Raw genomic sequence first — 21,086 nt, 5'->3', positions numbered from 1 at the left:
GTCCCGTCGCCGGGACGGCCGCGCGGTTCAGGACAGCTTGTCGAGCTTGGCCGAGAGCGCGTTCAGCAGGCTCTCCCAGGACTTGACGAACTTGTCCACGCCCTCGTCCTCCAGCACGGCGAACACGTCGGTCAGGTTGATCCCGGCGTTCTCCAGCGCGGCGAAGTCGGCGCGGGCCTGCTCGTAGGTGCCCAGCACGGTGTTGCCGGTGATCTCGCCGTGGTCGGCGGTGGCCTCCAGCGTGGCCTCCGGCATCGTGTTCACGGTGTCGCGCGCCACCAGCTGGGCGACGTAGAGGGTGTCCTCGTAGGAGGGGTCCTTCACGCCGGTGGACGCCCACAGCGGCCGCTGCGGCGTGGCACCGTGCTCCTCCAGGGCCTTCCACTCGGGGGAGGCGAAGACCTCCTCGTGGGCCTCGTAGGCCAGGCGGGCGTTGGCCAGCGCGGCGCGGCCCAGCAGGGACAGCGCCTCGTCGGTGCCGATCTCCTTCAGGCGCTTGTCCACCTCGGTGTCCACGCGGCTGACGAAGAACGAGGCCACCGACTGGATGCGGGACAGGTCGTGGCCGTTGGCGCGGGCCAGCTCCATCCCCTCCAGGAAGGCGTCCATCACCTGGCGGTAGCGCTCCAGGGAGAAGATCAGCGTGACGTTGACGCTGATGCCCTGACCCAGCGTCTGCGTGATCGCGGGCAGGCCCGCGGCCGTCGCCGGGATCTTGACCATCAGGTTGGGCCGGTCCACCATCCACCACAGCGCCTTGGCCTCGGCGACCGTGCGCTCGGTCTCGTTGGCCAGGCGCGGGTCCACCTCCAGGGAGACGCGACCGTCCACGCGGTCGGTGGAGTCGTAGACCGGGCGCAGGGTGTCCGCGGCCCAGCGGATGTCGTAGGTGGTGATCATGCGGACCGCCTCCTCCACCGACACGCCCCGCACGGCCAGCTCGTGGACCTGCTGGTCGTAGGCGTCGCCCTCGGCGAGCGCCTTGTCGAAGATGGTGGGGTTGGAGGTGACGCCGACCACGTGGCGGGTCGACATCAGCTCGGCCAGGTTGCCGGAGCGCAGCCGCTCACGGCTGATGTCGTCGATCCAGACGGACACGCCCGCCTGGGACAGGTCGCGGAGTGCGTTGCTCATGGGTTCTTCCGCCTTCCTGGGGGGCGGAGTGCCGCCCCCGGTCACACACGTCAAAGGAGGACGGGCCCCGCCGGGGTCCTCCGGCGGGGCCCGCCGGGGTCAGCTGCCGGCCCTGGCGATGGTCTTGCGGGCCGCCTCGACGACCGCCTCGGTCGTGAAGCCGAACTTCTCGTACAGGACCTGGTACGGGGCGGAGGCTCCGTAGTGCTCCAGGCTCACCGACTCGCCGGCGTCGCCGACGTACTGGCGCCAGCCCAGGGCGATCCCGGCCTCCACCGACACGCGGGCGCGCACGGAGGAGGGCAGCACCTGCTCGCGGTACTCCTCGCTCTGGCGCTCGAACCACTCCACACACGTCATGGACACCACGCGGGTGGGCGTGCCCGCCTCCTGGAGCGCCTTGCGGGCGTCCAGGGCGATCTGCACCTCGCTGCCGGTGGCCATGATGATCACCTCGGGGGCGTCCCCGTCGGCCTCGGCCAGCACGTAGCCGCCCTTGACCGCGCCCTCGGCCGAGGCGTACTCCTCGCGGTCCAGGACGGGCAGGTTCTGGCGGGTCAGCGCCAGCGCGGACGGGCGGTCGCCCCGCTCGATGACCGAGCGCCACACCACGGCGGTCTCGTTGGCGTCGGCGGGACGGATCACGTCCAGGCCGTGGATGGCGCGCAGCGCCCACAGGTGCTCGACCGGCTGGTGGGTGGGGCCGTCCTCACCCAGGCCGATGGAGTCGTGCGTCCACACGTAGGTGACCGGCAGCTGCATGATCGCGGCCAGCCGGACCGCGGGGCGCATGTAGTCGCTGAAGACGAGGAACGTGCCGCCGTAGGGCCGGGTGGGGCCGTGCAGGGCCATGCCGTTGAGGATGGAGCCCATGCCGTGCTCGCGCACGCCGAAGTGCAGCACACGCCCGTAGGGGCTGCCCGGGAACATCTCGCTGGCGCGGTCGAAGGGCAGGAAGGACGGCTCGCCCTTGGGCGTGGTGTTGTTGGACCCGGCCAGGTCGGCCGAACCGCCCCACAGCTCGGGCAGCAGCGGTGCGAGGGCCGAGAGCACCTCGCCGCTGGCCTTGCGGGTGGCCACGCCCTTCTCGCTGGGCTCGAAGGAGGGAACCGCCTTCTCCCAGCCCTCGGGCAGCCTCTTCTCGACCAGGCGGTCGAACAGCTCGGCGTGCTCCCCGGCGCTCTCGTGCCAGGCCCTGAACTCGACCTCCCAGGCGGCGCGGGCCTCGCGGCCCCGGTCCACGGCGCGGCGGGTGTGCTCGATCACCGCGTCCTCGACGCCGAAGGGCTCGTCGGGCAGTCCGAGGATCGCCTTGGTGGCGGAGATCTCGTCCTGGCCGATGGCCGCGCCGTGGATGGCGCCGGTGTTCTGCTTGTTGGGCGCGGGCCAGCCGATGACGGTGCGCAGGCGGATGAAGGTCGGGCGCTCGGTCTCGGCCTTGCCGCGCACGATCGCCTGGAACAGGGCCTCGACGTCCTCGACGTACTCGCCGGTGGCGCTCCAGTCGACCTCCTCCACGTGCCAGCCGTAGGCGCGGTAGCGCTCGGCCACGTCCTCGGAGTGCGCGATGCGGGTGTCGTCCTCGATGGAGATCCGGTTGTCGTCCCAGATCATGATGAGGTTGCCCAGCTGCTGGGTCCCGGCCAGGGCGCTGGCCTCGTGGCTCACGCCCTCCTGGACGTCGCCGTCGGAGCAGAACGCGTAGATGTGGTGGTCGAAGGGGCTGGCGCCCGGACCGGCCTCGGGGTTGAACAGGCCGCGCTCGCGGCGGGCGGCCATGGCCATGCCGACCGCGTTGCCCACACCCTGGCCCAGCGGACCGGTGGTGGTCTCCACCCCCGGCGTGTGGCTGAACTCGGGGTGGCCGGGCGTGCGGCTGCCCCACTGGCGCAGGCTCTTGAGGTCCTCCAGCTCCAGGCCGTATCCGGCGAGGTAGAGCTGGATGTACAGGGTGAGGCTGGAGTGGCCGATCGACAGCACGAAGCGGTCCCGGCCCGTCCACTCGGGGTCCGAGGGGTCGTGCCGCATGATCTTCTGGAAGAGCAGGTAGGCGGCGGGCGCCAGGCTCATCGCGGTGCCGGGGTGTCCGTTACCCGACTTCTCGACCGCGTCCATCGCCAGCGCCCGGACCGTGTTGACGGCGCGGAGGTCGAGGTCCGACCACTCCAGGGTTTGCGGGGTGTGGGCGTTCACGGACTTTCGTTCTCCTTCTCGGGCACCCCCCGCGCCCGGCGGCCGGAGCGCGGGGTGTGTCGGTTGCGTTCGTTCTCGAACCGCCGCCGGGACCCGGGCGGCCCGCCGCGGGGGCGGGACCGAGTACTGCGGGAACGCGTACCCGCGGCCGTTCAGGGCGCGGACGCGGCGTCCCCGGGCGACGGCCGCCGCGGGCTGGAGACCACGACGGGTTCGGCCACGATCGAGCCTATCGTCCGCTACCCAGGATGTCGTTGCCCGACACCTCTCATTACCGGCTGGTAGGGGCCTCCGCGCCGCCTCCCGCGCGGTCGCGGGCGGCGCGGCCGCGGGCGGTGCGCCGCGGGGCGGGTGGTCGCGGGCGGCGCGTGGCGGGCTGGAAGCGCGTCGGAGCGTGTGCGACCCTTCAGTACACCCGGCGGACCCCCGCCCGCATCCCGGCCCGAGGACCAGCGGTTTCCCTTGTGAGGGGGCTGGTCTCAGGCGCGCGCGAGGAAGTACTACAGTATGTCGTTGACGGGGTTTCCGCCGATCCAGACGCTTTGTCGGTCCGCCGGCCCCCGCGTGGCGAGCAGTGTCGAAACCCCTAGAGTTGTCGAGGTATCCGCGTGTCTGAAACCGAGCCGGTGGCCCCCGGGGGGACGCGAGAGAACCGTCCGGCCGTGAGGACCGGGTACTGATGGCCCTCACCAACCGCGCTCCGCGGACGAACCCGGACGGCGACCGGCCCCAGGCCCCCCGCAGGGCCTCGCTGGGCGCCCACGTCCGCGCCTACGTCGCCCTTTCCAAGCCCCGCGTCATCGAGCTGCTGCTCATCACCACCATCCCGGTGATGTTCGTCGCGGCCGGGGGGGTGCCACCGCTGTGGACCGCGGTCGCCACCCTGGTCTTCGGCACCATGTCGGCGGCCAGCGCGAACGCGATGAACTGCTACATCGACCGCGACATCGACCGTGAGATGCGTCGCACCCGCCAGCGCCCCGGTGCGATGGACCTGGTCACGCCGCGCGGAGCCCTCGTCTACGGCCTGGTGCTGGCCATCGGCTCCACCGTCGGGTTCGCCCTCCTGGTGAACGTGCTCTCGGCCGTGCTGTCGGTCTTCGCGATCCTGTTCTACATCTTCGTGTACACGCTGCTGCTCAAGCGGCGCACCGCGCAGAACGTGGTGTGGGGCGGCATCGCCGGGTGCATGCCGGTGCTCATCGGCTGGGCCGCGGTGACCAACAGCCTGGACTGGGCGCCGTTCGTCCTGTTCCTGGTCGTGTTCTTCTGGACGCCGCCGCACACCTGGACGCTGGCCATGCGCTACAAGGAGGACTACGCGCAGGCCAAGGTGCCGATGCTGCCCGTGGTCGCCACCGACCGCCGGGTGCTGCTGGAGTGCGTGCTCTACAGCTGGGCCACCGCGATCGTGTCGGTGCTGTTCTGGCCGGTGGCGGGCACCACCTGGTTCTACGGCGCGGTCGCCGTCGCCCTGGGCGCGCTGCTGGTGGTCCAGGCGCACCGCCTGCTCAACCGCTCCCGCGCGGGTGTGACCGGCGCGCAGCTCAAGACGATGGGCTTCTTCCACCTGTCCAACGGCTACCTGGCGCTGCTCTTCGTGGCGGTCACCGTCGACCCCCTGATCGCCGGCGTCCTGGGCTGAGTCCGCCCCGTACGTCCGCCTGTGGGCGGCGCCCCTCCCGGGGGCGCCGCCCACAGGCGTTCGGGCCGTCACCGGTCAGGGCCTGCGCCAGGCCAGCACCGCCGACCACACCGCGACCCCGGTCAGGGTCAGGGCCAGGGGGACGTGCACCTGGATCAGCCCGTAGCTGCCCAGCGCCGCCTGCGCGAAGCCGAGCACCAGGGCCAGCAGGCTGACCAGCAGGACCAGCCGCGGCGTACCCGCGGCGCCGCCCGAGCGCCGCCAGTACCAGAACGCGGCCACCGCCTGGAGTCCCGCCGCCGCGTGCGTTCCGAAGGCGCCGTAGTAGTGCGGCGCCAGCGCGTCCGTGTTGAACGTCACCAGCTGCCCGGCCGTGGAGCCCTCCCACAGCAGGGCCGCCAGGTGCAGGAGTACGGCCACACGCAGGGCCCGCAACGGGCCAGCGGTGTCGGGGGTCGTGGTCGCCCGGTCCATGCGCGGCTCACCTTCGGTTCGGGGTCGGGGACGGCTTCGGTCCTTCGATCCTCGCGCATGCCGGACACGGAGCACCACCGGAGGCCCGACGCGGGGCCCCTTCCCGGCCCGCCGGCCCTCCCCGCGGTCCTCCCCCCCCCCAGCCCCCGCCGACCCCCACGGCCCTCCCCGCGGTCGGCCGGGGGCCAAAGCCGTGGTCGGACCGGTTCCCGCTACGATCGGTGCCCATGCCCCGTCTCGACAGCAAGGCCATCCTCCAGGGCCGACGCTCGCGCTACTCGATGACCCTCATCCTGGGCACCACCGTCAGCGTGGTCTGCATGATCGGGATGCTGGTCTACCTGTGGCTGCTCGCCCTGGCCGGGGGAGCGGCCGCCGGGATCGACGGAGGGCTCGGCTTCGCCGTCAGCCTCGTCGCCGCGGTCATCCCCGTGTGCATCCTCGTGCCGCTCATCCTCATGCTCGACCGGATCGAGCCCGAGCCCGGCTGGGTCCTGTTCTTCGCCTTCGCCTGGGGCGCGGGCGTGGCCGTGGTGGCCTCCCTGCTGCTCAACAGCTGGGGCCTGGCCCACGTCACGGTGCCGCTGTTCGGCCGGGACCTGGGCGACTTCCTGGGCACGTCCGCGGTGGCGCCACTGGTGGAGGAGAGCGCCAAGGGCGTGGTGCTGCTGATCCTGCTCTGGCGGCGCCGCCACGAGCTGGACACCTTCACCGACGGGGTGATCTACGCGGGGATGGTCGCCACCGGCTTCGCCTTCACCGAGAACATCCTGTACTTCCTCAGCGCGTTCTTCGACGGCACCCTGGTGGCCACCTTCGCCATCCGGGGGCTGATCGCCCCGTTCGGGCACCCGGTCTACACCGCGATGATCGGTATCGGGGTGGCCTACGCCGCCATGCGCTCCGGAGCCCCGCGCCTGCTGGCCCCCGTCGCCGGATGGGCCGCGGCGGTACTGCTGCACGGCATGTGGAACGGCTCCACCTACTTCGGCTGGTCCGGCCTGGCCGTCGCCTACATGGTGCTCTTCGGCGTGCTCATGGCGATCCTGGCGCTGGCCGCCCGCGACCGCCACCGCCAGGTCGGCGCGATCGCCCGCCACCTGCCGCCCTACGTCTCCACCGGGCTGGTCACCCAGGCCGACATCGCCATGCTCAGCTCCCTGCAGGGGCGCCGCCGGGCCCGCGAGTGGGCGGCGCGCAACGCGGGGCGCAGGGGCCGCGAGGCGATGCGCGAGTACCAGCTCGCCGCCACCGAGCTCGCGCTGCTGCACCGCAGGCTGGACGCCGGACTGCCCGTGCCCGACTGGAAGGTGCACCGGGACTCGTTCCTGGCGCTGATGCACGTGGCCCGGGACACCTTCCTGGGGCGGATGCCCCAGCCGGTCGCCCCGGGCTGGGCGGAGAACCCCACCGACTCCGGCTTCCTGCGCCGGGCCGACTTCGCCCATGTCATCGCCCAGACACGGGCCCAACAGGACTATGTTCCCCGTCACGGTCAGCAGGGTCCTCGCTGAGCTCCTGCCCCGGCGGCACCAGACGCGTGGTGGAGAAGTACAGGCGGCAGATCGCGACCCAGGTCAGGGCCGAGCCGAGGACGTGCAGGACCACCAGGGGCTCGGGCAGTTCCAGGGCGTACTGGGTGTAGCCCAGGGCGCCCTGGAGGATGACGGTGACCAGCAGGAACAGGCTGCTCCTGCGGACCGGCCGCCGGGTGCCGCTCCGGATGGCGATGACCGCGGCCAGCAGGGCCCCGGCCGTGGTGAGCCAGGCCAGCGCGGAGTGCAGGCGCGTGACCGCCGCCAGGTCGAACCCCCAGCGGGGGGCCGCGGCGTCGCCGCCGTGCGGGCCGGTGCCGGTGACGACGGTCCCGGCGACCAGCAGCACGAAGCCGACCACGACCAGCCCGATGCTCAGGGCGTGCAGCATCGGGCCCACGGACACCTGCGGCTTGCCCTCGGGCTCCTGGCAGCGCACGTACAGGGCGACCGTGATGAAGACCACCACCATGGACAGCAGGAAGTGCGCGGCCACCGAGGCGGGGTGCAGGTCGGTCCACACGGTGATGCCGCCGACCACGCCCTGTCCCAGGACGCCGAACGGCACGATGGCGGCCAGCCGGACCAGGTCGCGGCGGCGCGGGCTCATCCGCATGACCGCGACGAAGGTGATGACGGCGACCGCCAGCACGACGAAGGTGAGCGTCCGGTTGCCGAACTCGATCGCGGCGTTGAGCGCGGCGTGACCGGTGTCGATGGGCACGAAGCTCTCCGGCGTGCACCGGGGCCACTCCGAGCAGCCCAGGCCCGAGGAGGTGACGCGCACGGTGGCGCCGGTGACGGCGATCCCGGCGTTGACGACGATGTTGCCGAGCGCCCAGGCCCGCAGCGACCGCTGGGTGGGCGTCCAGATCGTGCGCGCGAGCAGCACCAGCGCGAGCACTCCCGCGGTCGCGACCGCGATCTGCCAGCCCCACAGGGGGAATCCGAGAAGGGAGATGTCCTCCGCCGCGAGCGGGGGGAACGAGTTCGCGGCCAGCACCGCGGAGGCTGGGGAAACAGACATACGACAGACTGTAGTACATCGCTCCGGGGGCCGGTGCCCACCCCCTGCGCAGTCTCCCACCTGCGGCGACGCCGCCGCTCCGACACAGGGGGAGGGGGCGCCCACGTGTGGACGCCCCCTCCGCGGGAGCGGGACCCGTTCTCCCGATCGGCCCGATCCCCGGGCTCGTCGGCTCGGGAGGGCCCGCCTCCGATGACCGGTCGGCGCGGTCCTAGCCGACGTGGTTGGAGATGCACTGGTTGAGCAGGTCCACGTCCAGGACGATGGGGATCAGGCCCAGCGTGCTCTGCTCCTGCACGCACGCCTGGTAGACGTCCGTGTCGTGCTCACCCGCGGAGGCGGTCCCGAACCCCATGCCGAGCAGGCCGGCGGTGAACAGGGCGGTCATCATCATCTTGGCGGTGGTGCGCATGGCTCCCCCTTCGAATGCGAGTGGCCAGCCGGTTGGCCGACCCACCAGGACAGATAACCATTCGTGTCCATTCGGAAACACTGAGTGGCAAAACTCCTGTCCTCAGCCCTCCGGGCGGGCCTTCCCGACGGCCCCGCTTCCGGACGCGGCGGTTCCGGTCCCGACCGCCTACCGCTCCCCGGGACTCTCCCGAGGCGCTCCGGCGGACGCGCCGTCGGTCTTGCGGCCGCCCTCGCCGTCGCGGGCCGAGGTGCGCGTGGAACCCGCGCTGGCCGCGATCACGCAGGCCACCGCGAACCACTGCCACACCGTCAGCAGTTCACCCAGCACCACCAGGCCCACGAGCGCCGCTGCGGCGGGCTGAAGGCTCATCAGCACCCCGAAGACGCGCGGCGGCATCCGGCGCAGCGCGTTCAACTCCAGCGTGTAGGGCACCACCGAGGACAGCACGCCGACCACCAGGCCGAACAGCAGCAGGCGCCAGTCCAGCAGGGCCGCGCCCCCCTCGTACACGCCGACGGGAGCCATGACGACCACGCCGACCACACTGGCGATCGCCAGTCCGGACGCGCCGCTGAACCGCTGGCCCGTCGACGCGCTGAGCAGGATGTAGCCCGCCCACGCGACCGCCGCCAGCACGGCGAACAGGATGCCCAGCGGGTCCATCGAGCCCGACTCCAGCCCCAGCGCGACCACGCCCAGCCCGGCCATGCCCGCCCACAGCAGGTCGATCCGGCGCCGCGATCCCAGGATCGCGATGGTCAGCGGCCCCAGGTACTCGATGGTGACCGCGATCCCCAGCGGGATGCGCGCGAAGGCCTGGTAGATGAGGAAGTTCATCATCGCCAGTGCGACGCCGTAGCCGACCACCACCAGCCAGTCGCCGCGCGAGCGCGCCCTGAGCGCCGGCCGCGCCACCAGGACCAGGAGCACCGCCGAGGTCAGCAGCCGCAGCCACACGACCGCGGCCGGGGGCAGCGCGTCGAAGAGGTTCTTGGCCACCCCGGCGCCGGTCTGCACCGAGACGATGCCGACCATCACCAGCCAGACCGGGGGCACCGCCTCCACCGCGCGGAGCGGGGAGAACGCTGCCTTGGGTCGGGACGGAGTGCTCATGGGCATTCATCCTACGTTTTCGGGGGTCCTCTCCGTTTCCCCGGGCCGCGTCCGGCCCCGGTCCTCCCGGCTCCGTCTCCGGCTCTCCCGGTCCCGCGCCGCCCCCGGAGTCCGGGCCACGACCGCGGCCAGCAGCAGGCCCCAGGCCGCCATCGCCACCGCGGGCTGCGCCAGGGTCATGACCAGCCCGTGCACCGTCTGGCCTGCCAGGCCGGTCAGGAGCTGTACCCCGATCCACAGGAACGGCAGCGCCGCCGCGAGCAGGTTCACCAGCAGTGCGGCCCACACCAGTCCGGGCCGCGCGGGCCGCCGCCACACCACCAGCGCGCCTCCCGCGACGAGCAGGAACAACGGCGGACCGAGGTAGCGGACCGCGATGAACCAGGGGACTCCGATCGCTTCCATGACCGGACCCTATCGAGCGCGCGCCCGTGGCGGGCGAACGTGCACCAAACCGGCAAAGTGGTGTGAAATGGTCCGGGTCGCGGATCAACGCGGCCCCCGCCCGCAGCCCGCTGGAGTGTCCTCGATGTCCCGACGCCGTGCCCGTTCCCCCCGCGCCCACGAGCGGTACGTCCCCCGCTGGCCGCTCCTTGCCGGAGCCCTGGCACTGCTCTTGGTGGCACTCGTCGGCGGTTACACCGGGGGCCTGCTCGTGTCCGGCGGCGACCAGCCCGACGAGTCGGAGATGACCACGGCATCGGGCATCCTGGTCCAGCCGCCCGGCGCCCCCGAGGCCGAGGAGCCCGCCGAGGAGCCGTCGGAGGAGGAGGTCGTCCACCCCGCGGGCCTGGACCCCGCGCTCGTCTACGCGCTCCAGAACGTCCACGGCGGCCGCGTCATGGACGTCGCGGGCACCTCCACCGCCAACGGCGCGCCCGTCCACCTGTGGGACCGCCACGACCAGACCAACCAGCAGTGGCGCTTCATCCCCGTGGACGGGGGCTTCTACGAGATCGAGGGCGTGGGCAGCGGCAAGCTGCTGGAGATCCCCGCCGACCCGGCCGCCCAGCCCGGCGCCGCGATGCTCACCCGCACCGGCTCGCCCAACCAGCACTGGTCGCTCATCGAGGTGGGGCCGGGCGTGGTCCGCCTGGTCAACCGGGCCACCGGCCAGGCCCTGGAGGCGCAGGGAGGTGCCCCCGACAACGGCACCACGATCGCCCAGGCGCCCGACGGCGGCCACGCCCACCAGCAGTGGCGCCTGCTGCCCGTGGGCTGACCCCGGACGGGGCCCAGCGCCCGCGCCCCGCGGAACCCGCTCGGACCCTCCCTCTTCCAGGCGGGAGGGGATGTCACTCCCAGCGGAAGAGGCGGCTGGCCAGGACGCCGCAGACCAGCGCCCACACGGCCAGCACGGAGAAGGCGCCCGGGCCCGGCAGGGAGCCGTCGGCCAGGACCGTCCGCAGCCCCGAGCTGAGCGCGGTGATCGGCAGCGCCGACGCCGCCTGCTCCAGCGGACCGGGGAAGCTGCTGGTCGGGAAGAGCACCCCGCCCAGGCCCAGCAGCAGCACGTAGACCAGGTTGGCCCCGGCCAGGGTCGCCTCGGCCCGCAGCGTGCCCGCCATCAGCAGGGCCAGTGAACTGAACGCGGCGGTGGCCATCAGCACCAGTGCCACGGCCGCCAGCACGCCCGCCGGGCTCACCGCGGGGGACCAGCCCAGCACCAGCGCCATCGAGCACAGCACCACCGCCTGGATCGCCTGCACGCCCAGTACGGCCAGGGTCTTGGCGGCGAGCAGGCCGAAGCGCGACAGCGGGGTCGCCCCCAGCCGCTTGAGCACCCCGTAGCGGCGCTCGAATCCGGTGCCGATGGCCAGGCCCGTGAACGACGTGGACATCACCGCCAGCGCCAGCACGCCGGGCGTGAGCGCGTCCACCCGCGCCCCCTCGCCCACGTCCAGTACCGAGGTGAGGCTGAAGCCCACCAGCAGCAGCACGGGGATCACCATGGTGAGCAGGAACTGCTCGCCGTGGCGCAGCATGACCCGCAGCTCCATCCCGGCCTGCGCGGCGACCATCCGCCACATCGGCGCGGCCCCGGGCGCGGGGGTGAACAGCGAGGCGTCGTCGCCTCCGGACGCGGGCGCGCCGGCGCCCACCCGTGCGGAGGCGGTGGATGTGTGCTCGTGCATCAGTCGCGCAGTTCCCTGCCGGTGAGTTCGAGGAAGACGTCTTCGAGGGTACGCCGCCGCACGCGCAGGTCCTCGGCCAGGACTCCGGCCGAGGCGCACCAGGCGGTGACCGTGGCCAGGAACTCCGGCCCGGGCGCGCCCGCGCCGCCGGGGACGACCGCGTACTCGCGGCGGCCTTCGGCGGGGCCCTGGGCCTCCACCCGGCTGCCCTCGGGCAGGGCGGCCTCCAGCAGGGCGGTGTCCACCGGGACCTCGGTGGAGAAGCAGACCTCGCGGCGCTCCCCGGTCAGCTCGGCGGGGGTGCCCTCGGCGACCACGGCGCCGCGGTCGATGATGACCACGTCGTCGGCCAGCCGCTCGGCCTCCTCCATGTAGTGCGTGGTCAGGATCACCGCCACGCCCGCCTCGCGCAGGGCCGTCACCAGGTCCCAGGTGGCCATGCGCGCCTGCGGGTCCAGGCCCGCGGTCGGCTCGTCCAGGAAGACCAGCTCGGGGCGGCCGACCACGGCGCAGGCCAGGGACAGGCGCTGCTGCTGGCCGCCGGACAGGCGGCGAAAGGGCGTGGTGGCCACAGAGGTCAGGCCCAGCCGCTCCAGCAGCAGGCGGGGCTCGATCGGCCGGGCGTGGAAGGAGGCCATCAGCCGCAGCCACTCGGCGGCGCGGGCGCCGGTGGGCACGCCCCCGGACTGGGGCATCACCCCGACGCGGGGCTTGAGCGCGCCGGAGTCGGCCACGGGGTCCAGCCCCAGTACCCGCACCCGCCCGCCGTCGGCGCGGCGGAAGCCCTCGCAGATCTCGATGGTGCTGGTCTTGCCCGCTCCGTTGGGACCGAGCAGCGCCGTCACCGCGCCCCGGCGCGCGCTGAAGGTGAGGCCGGTGACTGCGGTGGTGGCGCCGTAGCGCTTGACCAGGTCGACGACCTCGACCGCGGCTGTGTCCATGGGCCCTGAGTCTACGTGCGGCCCGGCGGAGGGCTTCACCGCCCCGGCCGGGGCGCCGGCGGCCCGCCGGGGACCCGAACACCCCTGTCCGCATCGCGGTACGGCGGTCTCACCATGTGGTCGTCGGGAAGGATCGCGGGCCCGTCCTTGTTCGTGTCCGGAGGGTTGCCGGTGCGTGAACCCCCTGTTAGGCAAGCCTGCCCTTCGTGACCAAGTCCATGGGGTCGGGTTTGCCTCGACGGACTTATTTACGCCACACTGATGTTGTCAAAACCAGGAGCAGCGTCAGAGAGAGGGAGGGGAAGACTGTGTCCGAGGCGTCCAGTGTGTCCCGCCCCCTGGCCGGACCGGAGCGCGGGGCCGAGACCGGTACCCGTGCACGGGTCGCGCGGCTGATCCTGGAGAAGGGCCCGATCACCGCCTCCGCACTGGGAGAGCGGCTCGGGCTCACCCCGGCGGCCATCCGCCGCCATCTCGACAACCTGACCAGCGAGGGCATGGTCGAGGCCCGCGACGCCCGGCCCCACGGCGGGCGACGCCGCCGGGGCCGTCCGGCGCGCGTCTTCGCCATCACCGAGGCCGGACGCGACGCCTTCGTCCACGCCTACGACGACCTCGCCACCAGTGCGCTCCGCTTCCTGGCCGACACGGCCGGTCCCGGAGCCGTCGGCGAGTTCGCCCGCAGTCAGGTCGCCGACCTGGAGCGGCGCTACAAGCCCCTGCTGGACGCTGTTCCCGCGAAACAACGCGTCCGGTTGCTGGCCGAGGCCCTCTCCAACGACGGCTACGCCGCCACCGCGGGCCAGGCGCCCGCACCCGGCGGCGGCGATCAGCTGTGCCAGCACCACTGTCCCGTCGCGCACGTGGCCGCCGAGTTCCCGCAACTCTGCGAGGCCGAGATCGAGGCCTTCGCGCGGCTGCTGGGCACCCCGGTGCGCAGGCTGGCCACCATCGCCCACGGCGACGGTGTGTGCACCACCCACGTCACCCCCCGGGGCGACGCGGCGAGCGGGGAGGACGGCACCCCCGCGTCCAAGGCCATCCGCCAGGCGGCGGGCGGCTCAGTTCACCACAAGGACGTCTGAGTCCAGGAGGAGTCCGCGCATGACGTCTATCGCGCATCCCGAGCTTGAGGGGATCGGAACATACGAGTACGGCTGGGCCGACTCCGACGCGGCCGGGTCTTCGGCCCGCCGCGGTCTGAACGAAGAGGTCGTCCGCGACATCTCCGCCAAGAAGGACGAGCCGGAGTGGATGACCAAGCTCCGCCTCAAGTCCCTTCGGCTCTTCGACAAGAAGCCCATGCCCAACTGGGGCGCGGACCTGTCCAAGATCGACTTCGACAACATCAAGTACTTCGTGCGGTCCACGGAGAAGCAGGCCACCTCCTGGGAGGAACTGCCCGAGGACATCAAGAACACCTACGACAGGCTGGGCATCCCCGAGGCGGAGAAGCAGCGCCTGGTCGCCGGTGTCGCCGCGCAGTACGAGTCCGAGGTCGTCTACCACCAGATCCGCGAGGACCTGGAGGAGCAGGGTGTCATCTTCCTGGACACCGACACCGCCCTCAAGGAGCACCCGGAGATCTTCGAGGAGTACTTCGGCTCCGTGATCCCGGCCGGCGACAACAAGTTCGCCGCGCTCAACACCGCCGTGTGGAGCGGCGGGTCGTTCATCTATGTGCCCAAGAACGTGCACGTGGAGATCCCGCTCCAGGCCTACTTCCGGATCAACACCGAGAACATGGGCCAGTTCGAGCGGACCCTGATCATCGTCGACGAGGGCGCCTACGTCCACTACGTCGAGGGCTGCACCGCGCCGATCTACAAGTCGGACTCGCTGCACTCCGCGGTCGTGGAGATCATCGTCAAGAAGAACGCCCGCTGCCGTTACACGACCATCCAGAACTGGTCGAACAACGTCTTCAACCTGGTCACCAAGCGCGCCGTGGCCGAAGAGGGCGCGACCATGGAGTGGATCGACGGCAACATCGGCTCCCAGGTCACCATGAAGTACCCGGCCGTCTACCTGATGGGCGAGCACGCCAAGGGCGAGACCCTGTCCATCGCCTTCGCGGGCGAGGGCCAGCACCAGGACACCGGGTCCAAGATGGTGCACTGCGCGCCCAACACCTCCTCCACCATCGTCTCCAAGTCGGTGGCACGCGGCGGGGGCCGCGCCTCCTACCGGGGACTGGTGCAGGTGCAGGAGGGTGCCGACCACGCCAAGTCCTCGGTCAAGTGCGACGCGCTGCTGATCGACACCATCAGCCGTTCCGACACCTACCCCTACAACGACCTGCGCGAGGACGACGCCGAACTCGCGCACGAGGCGACCGTCTCCAAGGTCAGCGAGGACCAGCTCTTCTACCTGATGAGCCGGGGTATGGACGAGGACGAGGCCATGGCCATGATCGTGCGCGGGTTCGTCGAGCCCATCGCGCGCGAGCTGCCCATGGAGTACGCGCTGGAACTGAACCGGCTGATCGAGCTTCAGATGGAAGGAGCGGTTGGTTAAGTTGACCAGCCCCAGCACCGAACCCAAGGCCCACAGCCACGGCCTCGGGGAGATCCCGTTCTCCAAGTTGGCCACCCACGGGTCCTTCGACGTGAACGACTTCCCCGTCCCGGGCGGCCGCGAGGAGGAGTGGCGCTTCACTCCGATCCGCCGCCTCAAGGGCCTGCACGACGGCAGCGCCGTCGCCGACGGCACCGACAAGCTCGACGTGGACGCCCCCGAGGGCGCCACCGTCGAGACGGTCGGCCGCGGCGACGCGCGGCTCGGCACCGCCGGGTTCCCCGCCGACCGCGTCACCGCCCAGGCCTACACCTCCTTCGAGGAGGCCACGGTCATCACGGTCGCGCAGGGCGCGGCCCTGGAGCGGCCGGTCGTCGTCAACCGCCAGGCCCAGGGCGGCACGCGCTACGACCAGTTCGTCCTGGACGTCAAGCCGCTGGCCGAGGCGGTCGTGGTCCTCAACCAGACCGGCACGGGCGTGCGCGCGGGCAGCGTGGACATCCACGTCGGCGAGGGCGCGCGCCTGACGCTGGTCAGCGTCCAGGACTGGGACGGCGACGCCGTCGACGTCTCGCAGCACAACGCGCAGGTGGCCAAGGACGCCACGTTCAAGTCGATCGTGATCACCCTGGGCGGCGACCTGGTCCGGCTCTCCCCGAAGGTGGCCTACAAGGGGCGCGGCGCCAACGCCGAGCTCCACGGGCTGTACTTCACCGGCGACGGCCAGCACCACGAGCACCGCTCGCTCATCGACCACAACATGTCCAACACCCGCTCGCGGGTGGAGTACAAGGGCGCGCTGAGCGGCAAGGACGCCCACGGTGTGTGGATCGGCGACGTGATCATCGGCGAGGGCACCACCGGCACCGACTCCTACGAGCACAACCGCAACCTCCAGCTCACCGACGACACCCGCGTGGACTCGGTGCCCAACCTGGAGATCTTCACCGGTGAGGTGGAGGGCGCCGGGCACGCCGCCGCCAGCGGTCGCCTCGACGACATCCACCTGTTCTACCTGCGCTCCCGGGGCATCCCGGAGGACGAGGCCCGGCGCCTGGTCATCCGCGGCTACTTCCTGGAGCTCATCAACCGGATCCCGGTCGAGGAGCTGCGTGAGGAGATCATGGCCAAGGTCGAGCGCAAGCTGGCCGCCCATGAGTGAGGCCGGACGCTGGGTGAAGGTCGCCGAGCTCGCGGAGATCCCCGAGGAGGGGGTCCTCGGGATCGAGACCGACGACGAGACGCCCATCGCCCTGGTCCGCAGCGAGGGCGAGGTGTACGCAGTGCGGGACGTGTGCTCGCACGCCGAGGTCCGTCTGTCCGAGGGCGAGGTCGAGGACGGCACCATCGAGTGCTGGCTGCACGGCTCCTGCTTCGACCTGCGTTCGGGGGCGCCGATCAATCCGCCCGCGACCCAGGCGGTCCCCACCTACGACGTGAAGATCGACGGCGACGACGTGCTCGTCTCGCTGGATGAGAAGAATTCCTGAGGCTGAAATGACCAAGTTCGAAATCCGCGGCCTGCGCGCCGACGTCCTCATCGGTGAGGACGAGCGGCAGGAGATCCTCAAGGGCGTTGACCTGACCGTCAACTCCGGTGAGACCCACGCCATCATGGGCCCCAACGGCTCGGGCAAGTCCACCCTCGCCTACGCGATCGCGGGCCACCCGCGCTACGAGATCACCGAGGGCGAGGTCCTCGTCGACGGCGAGAACATCCTGGAGATGAGCGTCGACGAGCGCGCCCGCGCCGGCGTGTTCCTGGCCATGCAGTACCCGGTCGAGGTCCCCGGCGTGTCCATGTCCAACTTCCTGCGCAGCTCCGTCACCGCGGTGCGCGGCGAGGCCCCCAAGCTCCGCCAGTTCTCCAAGGAGCTCCAGGGGGCGATGAAGGACCTGTCCATCGACTCGGCCTTCGCCGCCCGCGGCGTCAACGAGGGTTTCTCCGGCGGTGAGAAGAAGCGCCACGAGATCCTCCAGCTGGAGCTGCTCAAGCCCAAGGTCGCCATCCTGGACGAGACCGACTCCGGCCTGGACGTCGACGCGCTCAAGGTCGTCTCCGAGGGCGTCAACCGCGCCAAGGCCGGCGGCGAGATGGGCGTCATGCTCATCACGCACTACACCCGGATCCTCAACTACGTGAAGCCCGACTTCGTGCACGTGTTCGCCAACGGCCGCGTCGCCGAGTCCGGCGGCCCGGAGCTGGCCGACGTGCTGGAGGCCGAGGGCTACGAGCGTTTCGTGAAGGCGGGCGCGTAACCCATGACCACAGTCCGCGAGTTCGGTCGGGCCGGGGCGGCCCCGCTCGACGTCGCGGCGATCCGGGAGGACTTCCCGATCCTCTCCCGGACCGTCCGCGACGGGCGGCCGCTGGTGTACCTCGACTCCGGGGCCACCTCGCAAAAGCCCCGTCAGGTGCTCGACGCCGAACGTGAGTTCTACGAACGCCACAACGCGGCGGTGCACCGTGGCGCGCACCAGCTCGCGGAGGAGGCGACCGACGCCTACGAGGCGGCCCGGGAGACCATCGCCCGGTTCATCGGGGCCGACGCCGGTGAGGTGGTGTTCACCAAGAACGCCACCGAGGGCGTCAACCTGGTGGCCTACGCGCTGAGCAACTCCGCGACCGCCGACGAGGAGTTGCGCCGCTTCCAGGTGGGGCCCGGCGACGAGGTCGTGGTGACCGAGATGGAGCACCACGCCAACCTGGTGCCCTGGCAGCAGCTGTGCCAGCGCACCGGGGCGACGCTGCGCTGGTTCCCGGTGACCGACGAGGGGCGCCTGGACCTGTCGGGGATCGCCGACCTGGTCAACGAGCGCACCAAGGTGGTGGCGTTCAGCCACCAGTCCAACGTGCTGGGCACCGTGAACCCGGTCGGTGAGATCGTCGACCGGGCCCGCGAGGTCGGTGCGCTGACCGTGCTGGACGCCTGCCAGTCGGTCCCGCACATGCCGGTCGACGTGGCCGCGCTGGGCGTGGACTTCCTGGTCTTCTCCGGGCACAAGATGCTCGGTCCCAACGGGATCGGCGTGCTCTGGGGCCGCCGGGAGCTGCTGGAGGCCATCCCGCCGTTCATCACCGGCGGCTCCATGATCGGCGTGGTCCACATGGAGTACTCCACCTGGGCCGACCCGCCCCAGCGCTTCGAGGCCGGTGTGCCGATGGCCCCGCAGGCCGTCGGCCTGGCCGCGGCCTGCGACTACCTGTCCCGCGTGGGCATGGAGCGGGTCGCCGAGCACGAGCACGCGCTCACCGGGTACGCGCTGGAGCGGATCGGCGCCCTGGAGGGCGTGCGGATCGTCGGCCCCACCGAGGCGGTGGACCGCGGCGGCGCCGTGTCCTTCGCCGTGGACGACATCCACCCGCACGACGTGGGCCAGGTCCTCGACGACCTGGGCGTGGAGGTCCGGGTGGGCCACCACTGCGCCTGGCCGCTGCACCGCAGGCTGGGCGTCGTCGCGACCACGCGCGCGTCCTTCTACCTCTACAACACGTCGGAGGACGTGGACGCGCTCGTGGAGGCCATCAGGGCCGCGCAGAAGTTCTTCGGAACCCGGCCCTAGAACGAGGAACAGCCTGACCATGCAGTTGGACGCGATGTACCAGGAGATCATCCTGGACCACTACCGCAACCCGCACCACAAGGGCCTGCGCGATCCGCACAACGCGGAGGCGCACCACATCAACCCCACCTGCGGGGACGAGGTGACGCTCCGGGTGGCGCTCACCCCCGCCGCGGGGTCCGACGCGCTCGACGGCGAGGCCGTCGTCAGCGACGTCTCCTACGACGGGATGGGCTGCTCGATCAGCCAGGCCAGTACCTCGGTGCTGACCGACCTGCTCATCGGCCGCACCGTCGCCGAGGGCATGACCACCCTGGACGCCTTCACCGAGCTGATGCAGTCCAAGGGCAAGGGCGAGCCCGACGAGGACGTGCTGGAGGACGCCGTGGCGTTCGTCGGCGTGTCCAAGTACCCCGCACGGATCAAGTGCGCCCTGCTGGGGTGGATGGCCTGGAAGGACGCCGTGTCGCAGTCCCTGGAGAAGGAAGCCGCCTGATGAGCGAGAACGAGACGACAACGACCGAGGCCGCCGAGGGCGCTCCCCTCTCCCCGGAGGCGGAGGCGCTGGTCGAGGAGATCAGCGAGGCGCTCAAGGACGTGATCGACCCCGAGCTGGGCGTGAACGTCGTCGACCTGGGCCTGCTGTACGGGGTGAACGCCGAGGAGCAGGTGATCACGCTGGACATGACCCTGACCAGCGCGGCGTGCCCCCTGACCGACGTGATCGAGGACCAGGCCGTCTCTGCCCTGGACGAGTTCGGCCGCGAGGTCAAGATCAACTGGGTCTGGATGCCGCCGTGGGGTCCGGACAAGATCACCGACGACGGGCGCGACCAGCTGCGCATGCTGGGCTTCAACGTCTGACACGCGCCGCACGCTCTCTGGCCTGCATATTCGCAGGTCAGAGAGCTTTTTTCTGCATCAAAACGCCTCGTCTGGACGCAGTTTGGATTGCTATCGAGCATGCCTCGGCTCGGTCCTGGTGATGTGATCCCCGCATGGTGATTCGGTCATCATGTGATTTTAGGGTGACCGGGGGTGCTCCGGGTGGGTGCACGTTACCCACACTGTGCGGGATATTGTGCGGTACTGTGCGGGACTCTCCAGCGGCCGCCGCTACTCATCGTCGACCAGCTTGGCTGCCTGGGCGAGGCCGTTGAGGTCGGAGGCATCGGTGTAGTAGAGGTTAGCGACTTCGGTCGAGTGGCCGAACTGGGAGTTGAGTACCGCCTCAGATACCTGGCCCACGAAGAACGAGCGCAACGTCGTGCGCCACAAGTGCGAGCGCTGCTCTTCAAACAGTGCGATCCCGGTCGCCTTGGCCATGCGCATGTAGAGCTCCCGGCACTCCTGACCGCACCTCTGTCGATGCCAGGGTTTCAGAGGATCCATCGGCGCACCGACGATGAACCCTTCGCCACCCTGCTCATCACGGCGCTTGAGAAGTCGCTCGGCCACCCGTTGATCAAGGACCAGGACGACACGCGGGTGGCCGCCCTTGGCCACGTGCTCCGGTACGTCGATGCTCAGGACCCCGTTGCCGGAAACGTGCGCCATGGACCAGTCGACCAGACGACCTTCGCTCTGCCGTAGCCCGGTGGTCGCCTGAAGCAGGGTCATGTCGATGCTGGTGAGGAAGGTGGAGACCTGGAGTTCAGGACGCCATATCCACCCGTTCGTCTTGTGCGAGACCGGCCAGTCGGTCGGATCGGCATCGAGGAGCCACTGCAGCGTGAGCTCGTACTCCTGGCGCATGAGAGCCCGACCCCCGCGCTTTCTCTGCGGCCTCTCGACGCCGGTCAGGTCGGTCAGGCGCGCATCCTTCACGGGGTTGAAGTCCATCATCCCGTCGAGGACGAGGCGCTTAGCGATGTACTTGTTCCACACCGTGCGGCACGACTTCGCCGTGGACAGGCTGTGCAGCTGGGCGATCTCTGTGAAGGTCTCCTCGAGGGCTCGAGGGGCCGTGCCCGACCCGATGGTGTGCCGGTTGAATCCATGCTGGTGGCGCTTGCCCTTGCTCTTGCACTTCGCGCAGTCTCCGAGGAGGAACCGCAACCCCTCCTCGTATTTCTCCCGGCTCAGGTCCGCGAGCTTGGCCTTCTGGAGTGCCGGCCGGGTCACCTTGTCGATGTAGTCCGACAGCTGGTCTGACAGACGCCAGGCACCGCCCCCCGTGCGCAACAGCTCCTCGGCCTTACGCTTCGCCTTGCGCCGGGTCTCGCCCTTGGTCGCGCCGTAGGAATCCTTCCGCACCTTGCGTCCATCGCGATGGACCAGCGTCCAGGTCATCCGATACGTACCGTCGGCCAGCTGTCTCGGGGTCGAGCGTTCGGCAGTGTGCTCCCCCGGAGCCAGCTTGCTTGTCGTCGCGCGTGTCATTGGGCCAGTGT

The 21,086-nt window shown here is 71.0% G+C and carries 21 protein-coding genes; 11 read left to right on the top strand and 10 right to left on the bottom strand.

Features of this window, described 5'->3' with window-relative positions:
• Nucleotides 1-27 precede the first annotated feature (27 nt).
• Nucleotides 28-1,134 carry a transaldolase gene (tal, locus tag HGB44_RS03790; RefSeq protein WP_061081242.1) on the bottom strand — a complete coding sequence of 369 codons (1,107 nt, stop codon included), beginning with the start codon at nucleotides 1,132-1,134 and terminating at the stop codon, nucleotides 28-30.
• Between the two features lie 99 nt (nucleotides 1,135-1,233).
• Nucleotides 1,234-3,327, bottom strand: a complete 2,094-nt coding sequence (gene tkt / locus HGB44_RS03785; RefSeq protein WP_061081243.1) for a transketolase — start codon at nucleotides 3,325-3,327, stop codon at nucleotides 1,234-1,236.
• A 679-nt stretch (nucleotides 3,328-4,006) separates the two neighbouring features.
• Between tkt and HGB44_RS03780 the strand changes: the two genes are divergently transcribed.
• Nucleotides 4,007-4,972, top strand: coding sequence for a heme o synthase (locus HGB44_RS03780; protein ID WP_061081244.1), 966 nt, complete (start codon nucleotides 4,007-4,009; stop codon nucleotides 4,970-4,972).
• 75 nt (nucleotides 4,973-5,047) lie between these two features.
• On the opposite strand, the gene HGB44_RS03775 is transcribed toward HGB44_RS03780, so the two are convergent.
• Nucleotides 5,048-5,446, bottom strand: coding sequence for a hypothetical protein (locus tag HGB44_RS03775; RefSeq protein WP_061081245.1), 399 nt, complete (start codon nucleotides 5,444-5,446; stop codon nucleotides 5,048-5,050).
• Between the two features lie 227 nt (nucleotides 5,447-5,673).
• On the opposite strand from HGB44_RS03775, the gene HGB44_RS03770 reads away from it, so the two are divergent.
• Complete coding sequence (locus HGB44_RS03770; RefSeq protein WP_061081246.1) at nucleotides 5,674-6,960, top strand: PrsW family intramembrane metalloprotease; 1,287 nt, start codon at nucleotides 5,674-5,676, stop codon at nucleotides 6,958-6,960.
• On the opposite strand, the gene HGB44_RS03765 is transcribed toward HGB44_RS03770, so the two are convergent.
• From HGB44_RS03765 to HGB44_RS03750, 4 genes are all read right to left on the bottom strand, one after another.
• Nucleotides 6,896-8,008: a COX15/CtaA family protein gene (locus HGB44_RS03765; RefSeq protein ID WP_061081247.1), complete on the bottom strand. Its 1,113-nt coding sequence runs from the start codon at nucleotides 8,006-8,008 to the stop codon at nucleotides 6,896-6,898. The two genes, HGB44_RS03770 and HGB44_RS03765, sit on opposite strands and share 65 nt — an antisense overlap.
• 211 nt (nucleotides 8,009-8,219) lie before the next feature.
• Nucleotides 8,220-8,420: a hypothetical protein gene (locus HGB44_RS03760; RefSeq protein WP_061081248.1), complete on the bottom strand. Its 201-nt coding sequence runs from the start codon at nucleotides 8,418-8,420 to the stop codon at nucleotides 8,220-8,222.
• A 168-nt stretch (nucleotides 8,421-8,588) separates the two neighbouring features.
• Nucleotides 8,589-9,536, bottom strand: coding sequence for an EamA family transporter (locus tag HGB44_RS03755; protein WP_061081293.1), 948 nt, complete (start codon nucleotides 9,534-9,536; stop codon nucleotides 8,589-8,591).
• A gap of 6 nt (nucleotides 9,537-9,542) precedes the next feature.
• Nucleotides 9,543-9,941, bottom strand: a complete 399-nt coding sequence (locus HGB44_RS03750) for a hypothetical protein (protein ID WP_061081249.1) — start codon at nucleotides 9,939-9,941, stop codon at nucleotides 9,543-9,545.
• 124 nt (nucleotides 9,942-10,065) lie between these two features.
• Here HGB44_RS03750 and HGB44_RS03745 point away from each other — a divergent pair, with 124 nt between their 5' ends.
• A complete protein-coding gene (locus tag HGB44_RS03745) occupies nucleotides 10,066-10,758 on the top strand; it encodes an RICIN domain-containing protein (protein WP_061081250.1) in 693 nt (230 codons plus the stop codon).
• 73 nt (nucleotides 10,759-10,831) lie between these two features.
• Here HGB44_RS03745 and HGB44_RS03740 read toward each other — a convergent pair whose 3' ends face one another.
• Together HGB44_RS03740 and HGB44_RS03735 are read right to left on the bottom strand one after the other, a co-directional pair.
• Complete coding sequence (locus tag HGB44_RS03740) at nucleotides 10,832-11,671, bottom strand: ABC transporter permease (protein WP_061081251.1); 840 nt, start codon at nucleotides 11,669-11,671, stop codon at nucleotides 10,832-10,834.
• Nucleotides 11,671-12,612: an ABC transporter ATP-binding protein gene (locus HGB44_RS03735; protein ID WP_061081252.1), complete on the bottom strand. Its 942-nt coding sequence runs from the start codon at nucleotides 12,610-12,612 to the stop codon at nucleotides 11,671-11,673. Before HGB44_RS03735 ends, HGB44_RS03740 begins: the two co-directional genes overlap by 1 nt.
• Nucleotides 12,613-12,920: 308 nt before the next feature.
• Here HGB44_RS03735 and HGB44_RS03730 point away from each other — a divergent pair, with 308 nt between their 5' ends.
• From HGB44_RS03730 to HGB44_RS03695, 8 genes are read left to right on the top strand one after another with little or no spacing between them, the layout of a single operon-like run.
• A complete protein-coding gene (locus tag HGB44_RS03730) occupies nucleotides 12,921-13,697 on the top strand; it encodes a helix-turn-helix transcriptional regulator (protein ID WP_061081253.1) in 777 nt (258 codons plus the stop codon).
• Nucleotides 13,698-13,716: 19 nt separating this feature from the next.
• Nucleotides 13,717-15,129: a Fe-S cluster assembly protein SufB gene (gene sufB / locus HGB44_RS03725; RefSeq protein WP_061081254.1), complete on the top strand. Its 1,413-nt coding sequence runs from the start codon at nucleotides 13,717-13,719 to the stop codon at nucleotides 15,127-15,129.
• Between the two features lies 1 nt (nucleotide 15,130).
• On the top strand, nucleotides 15,131-16,291 hold the full coding sequence (sufD, locus tag HGB44_RS03720) for a Fe-S cluster assembly protein SufD (protein ID WP_061081255.1): 1,161 nt from the start codon (nucleotides 15,131-15,133) through the stop codon (nucleotides 16,289-16,291).
• A complete protein-coding gene (locus HGB44_RS03715; protein ID WP_061081256.1) occupies nucleotides 16,284-16,619 on the top strand; it encodes a non-heme iron oxygenase ferredoxin subunit in 336 nt (111 codons plus the stop codon). Before sufD ends, HGB44_RS03715 begins: the two co-directional genes overlap by 8 nt.
• A 7-nt stretch (nucleotides 16,620-16,626) precedes the next feature.
• A complete protein-coding gene (sufC, locus tag HGB44_RS03710) occupies nucleotides 16,627-17,388 on the top strand; it encodes a Fe-S cluster assembly ATPase SufC (protein ID WP_061081257.1) in 762 nt (253 codons plus the stop codon).
• A gap of 3 nt (nucleotides 17,389-17,391) precedes the next feature.
• The gene (locus HGB44_RS03705) at nucleotides 17,392-18,693 is read left to right on the top strand and encodes a cysteine desulfurase (protein ID WP_061081258.1); all 1,302 of its coding nucleotides are present in this window, start codon (nucleotides 17,392-17,394) and stop codon (nucleotides 18,691-18,693) included.
• A 19-nt stretch (nucleotides 18,694-18,712) separates the two neighbouring features.
• Complete coding sequence (sufU, locus tag HGB44_RS03700; protein WP_061081259.1) at nucleotides 18,713-19,189, top strand: Fe-S cluster assembly sulfur transfer protein SufU; 477 nt, start codon at nucleotides 18,713-18,715, stop codon at nucleotides 19,187-19,189.
• Entirely contained in the window at nucleotides 19,189-19,557 is a 369-nt protein-coding gene (locus tag HGB44_RS03695; protein WP_061081260.1) for a metal-sulfur cluster assembly factor, read from the top strand. Before sufU ends, HGB44_RS03695 begins: the two co-directional genes overlap by 1 nt.
• Before the next feature lie 252 nt (nucleotides 19,558-19,809).
• Here HGB44_RS03695 and HGB44_RS03690 read toward each other — a convergent pair whose 3' ends face one another.
• Nucleotides 19,810-21,075 (bottom strand): hypothetical protein, encoded by a 1,266-nt coding sequence (locus HGB44_RS03690; RefSeq protein ID WP_168443942.1) that lies wholly within the window; start codon nucleotides 21,073-21,075, stop codon nucleotides 19,810-19,812.
• Between the last annotated feature and the right edge of the window lie 11 nt (nucleotides 21,076-21,086).

The sequence above is a fragment of the Nocardiopsis alborubida genome (genome assembly GCF_012396365.1).
Classification (GTDB): Bacteria; Actinomycetota; Actinomycetes; order Streptosporangiales; family Streptosporangiaceae; genus Nocardiopsis; species Nocardiopsis alborubida.
Note: the sequence above shows the minus strand (reverse complement) of the source record. Positions and strands in the feature narration are given on the sequence as shown.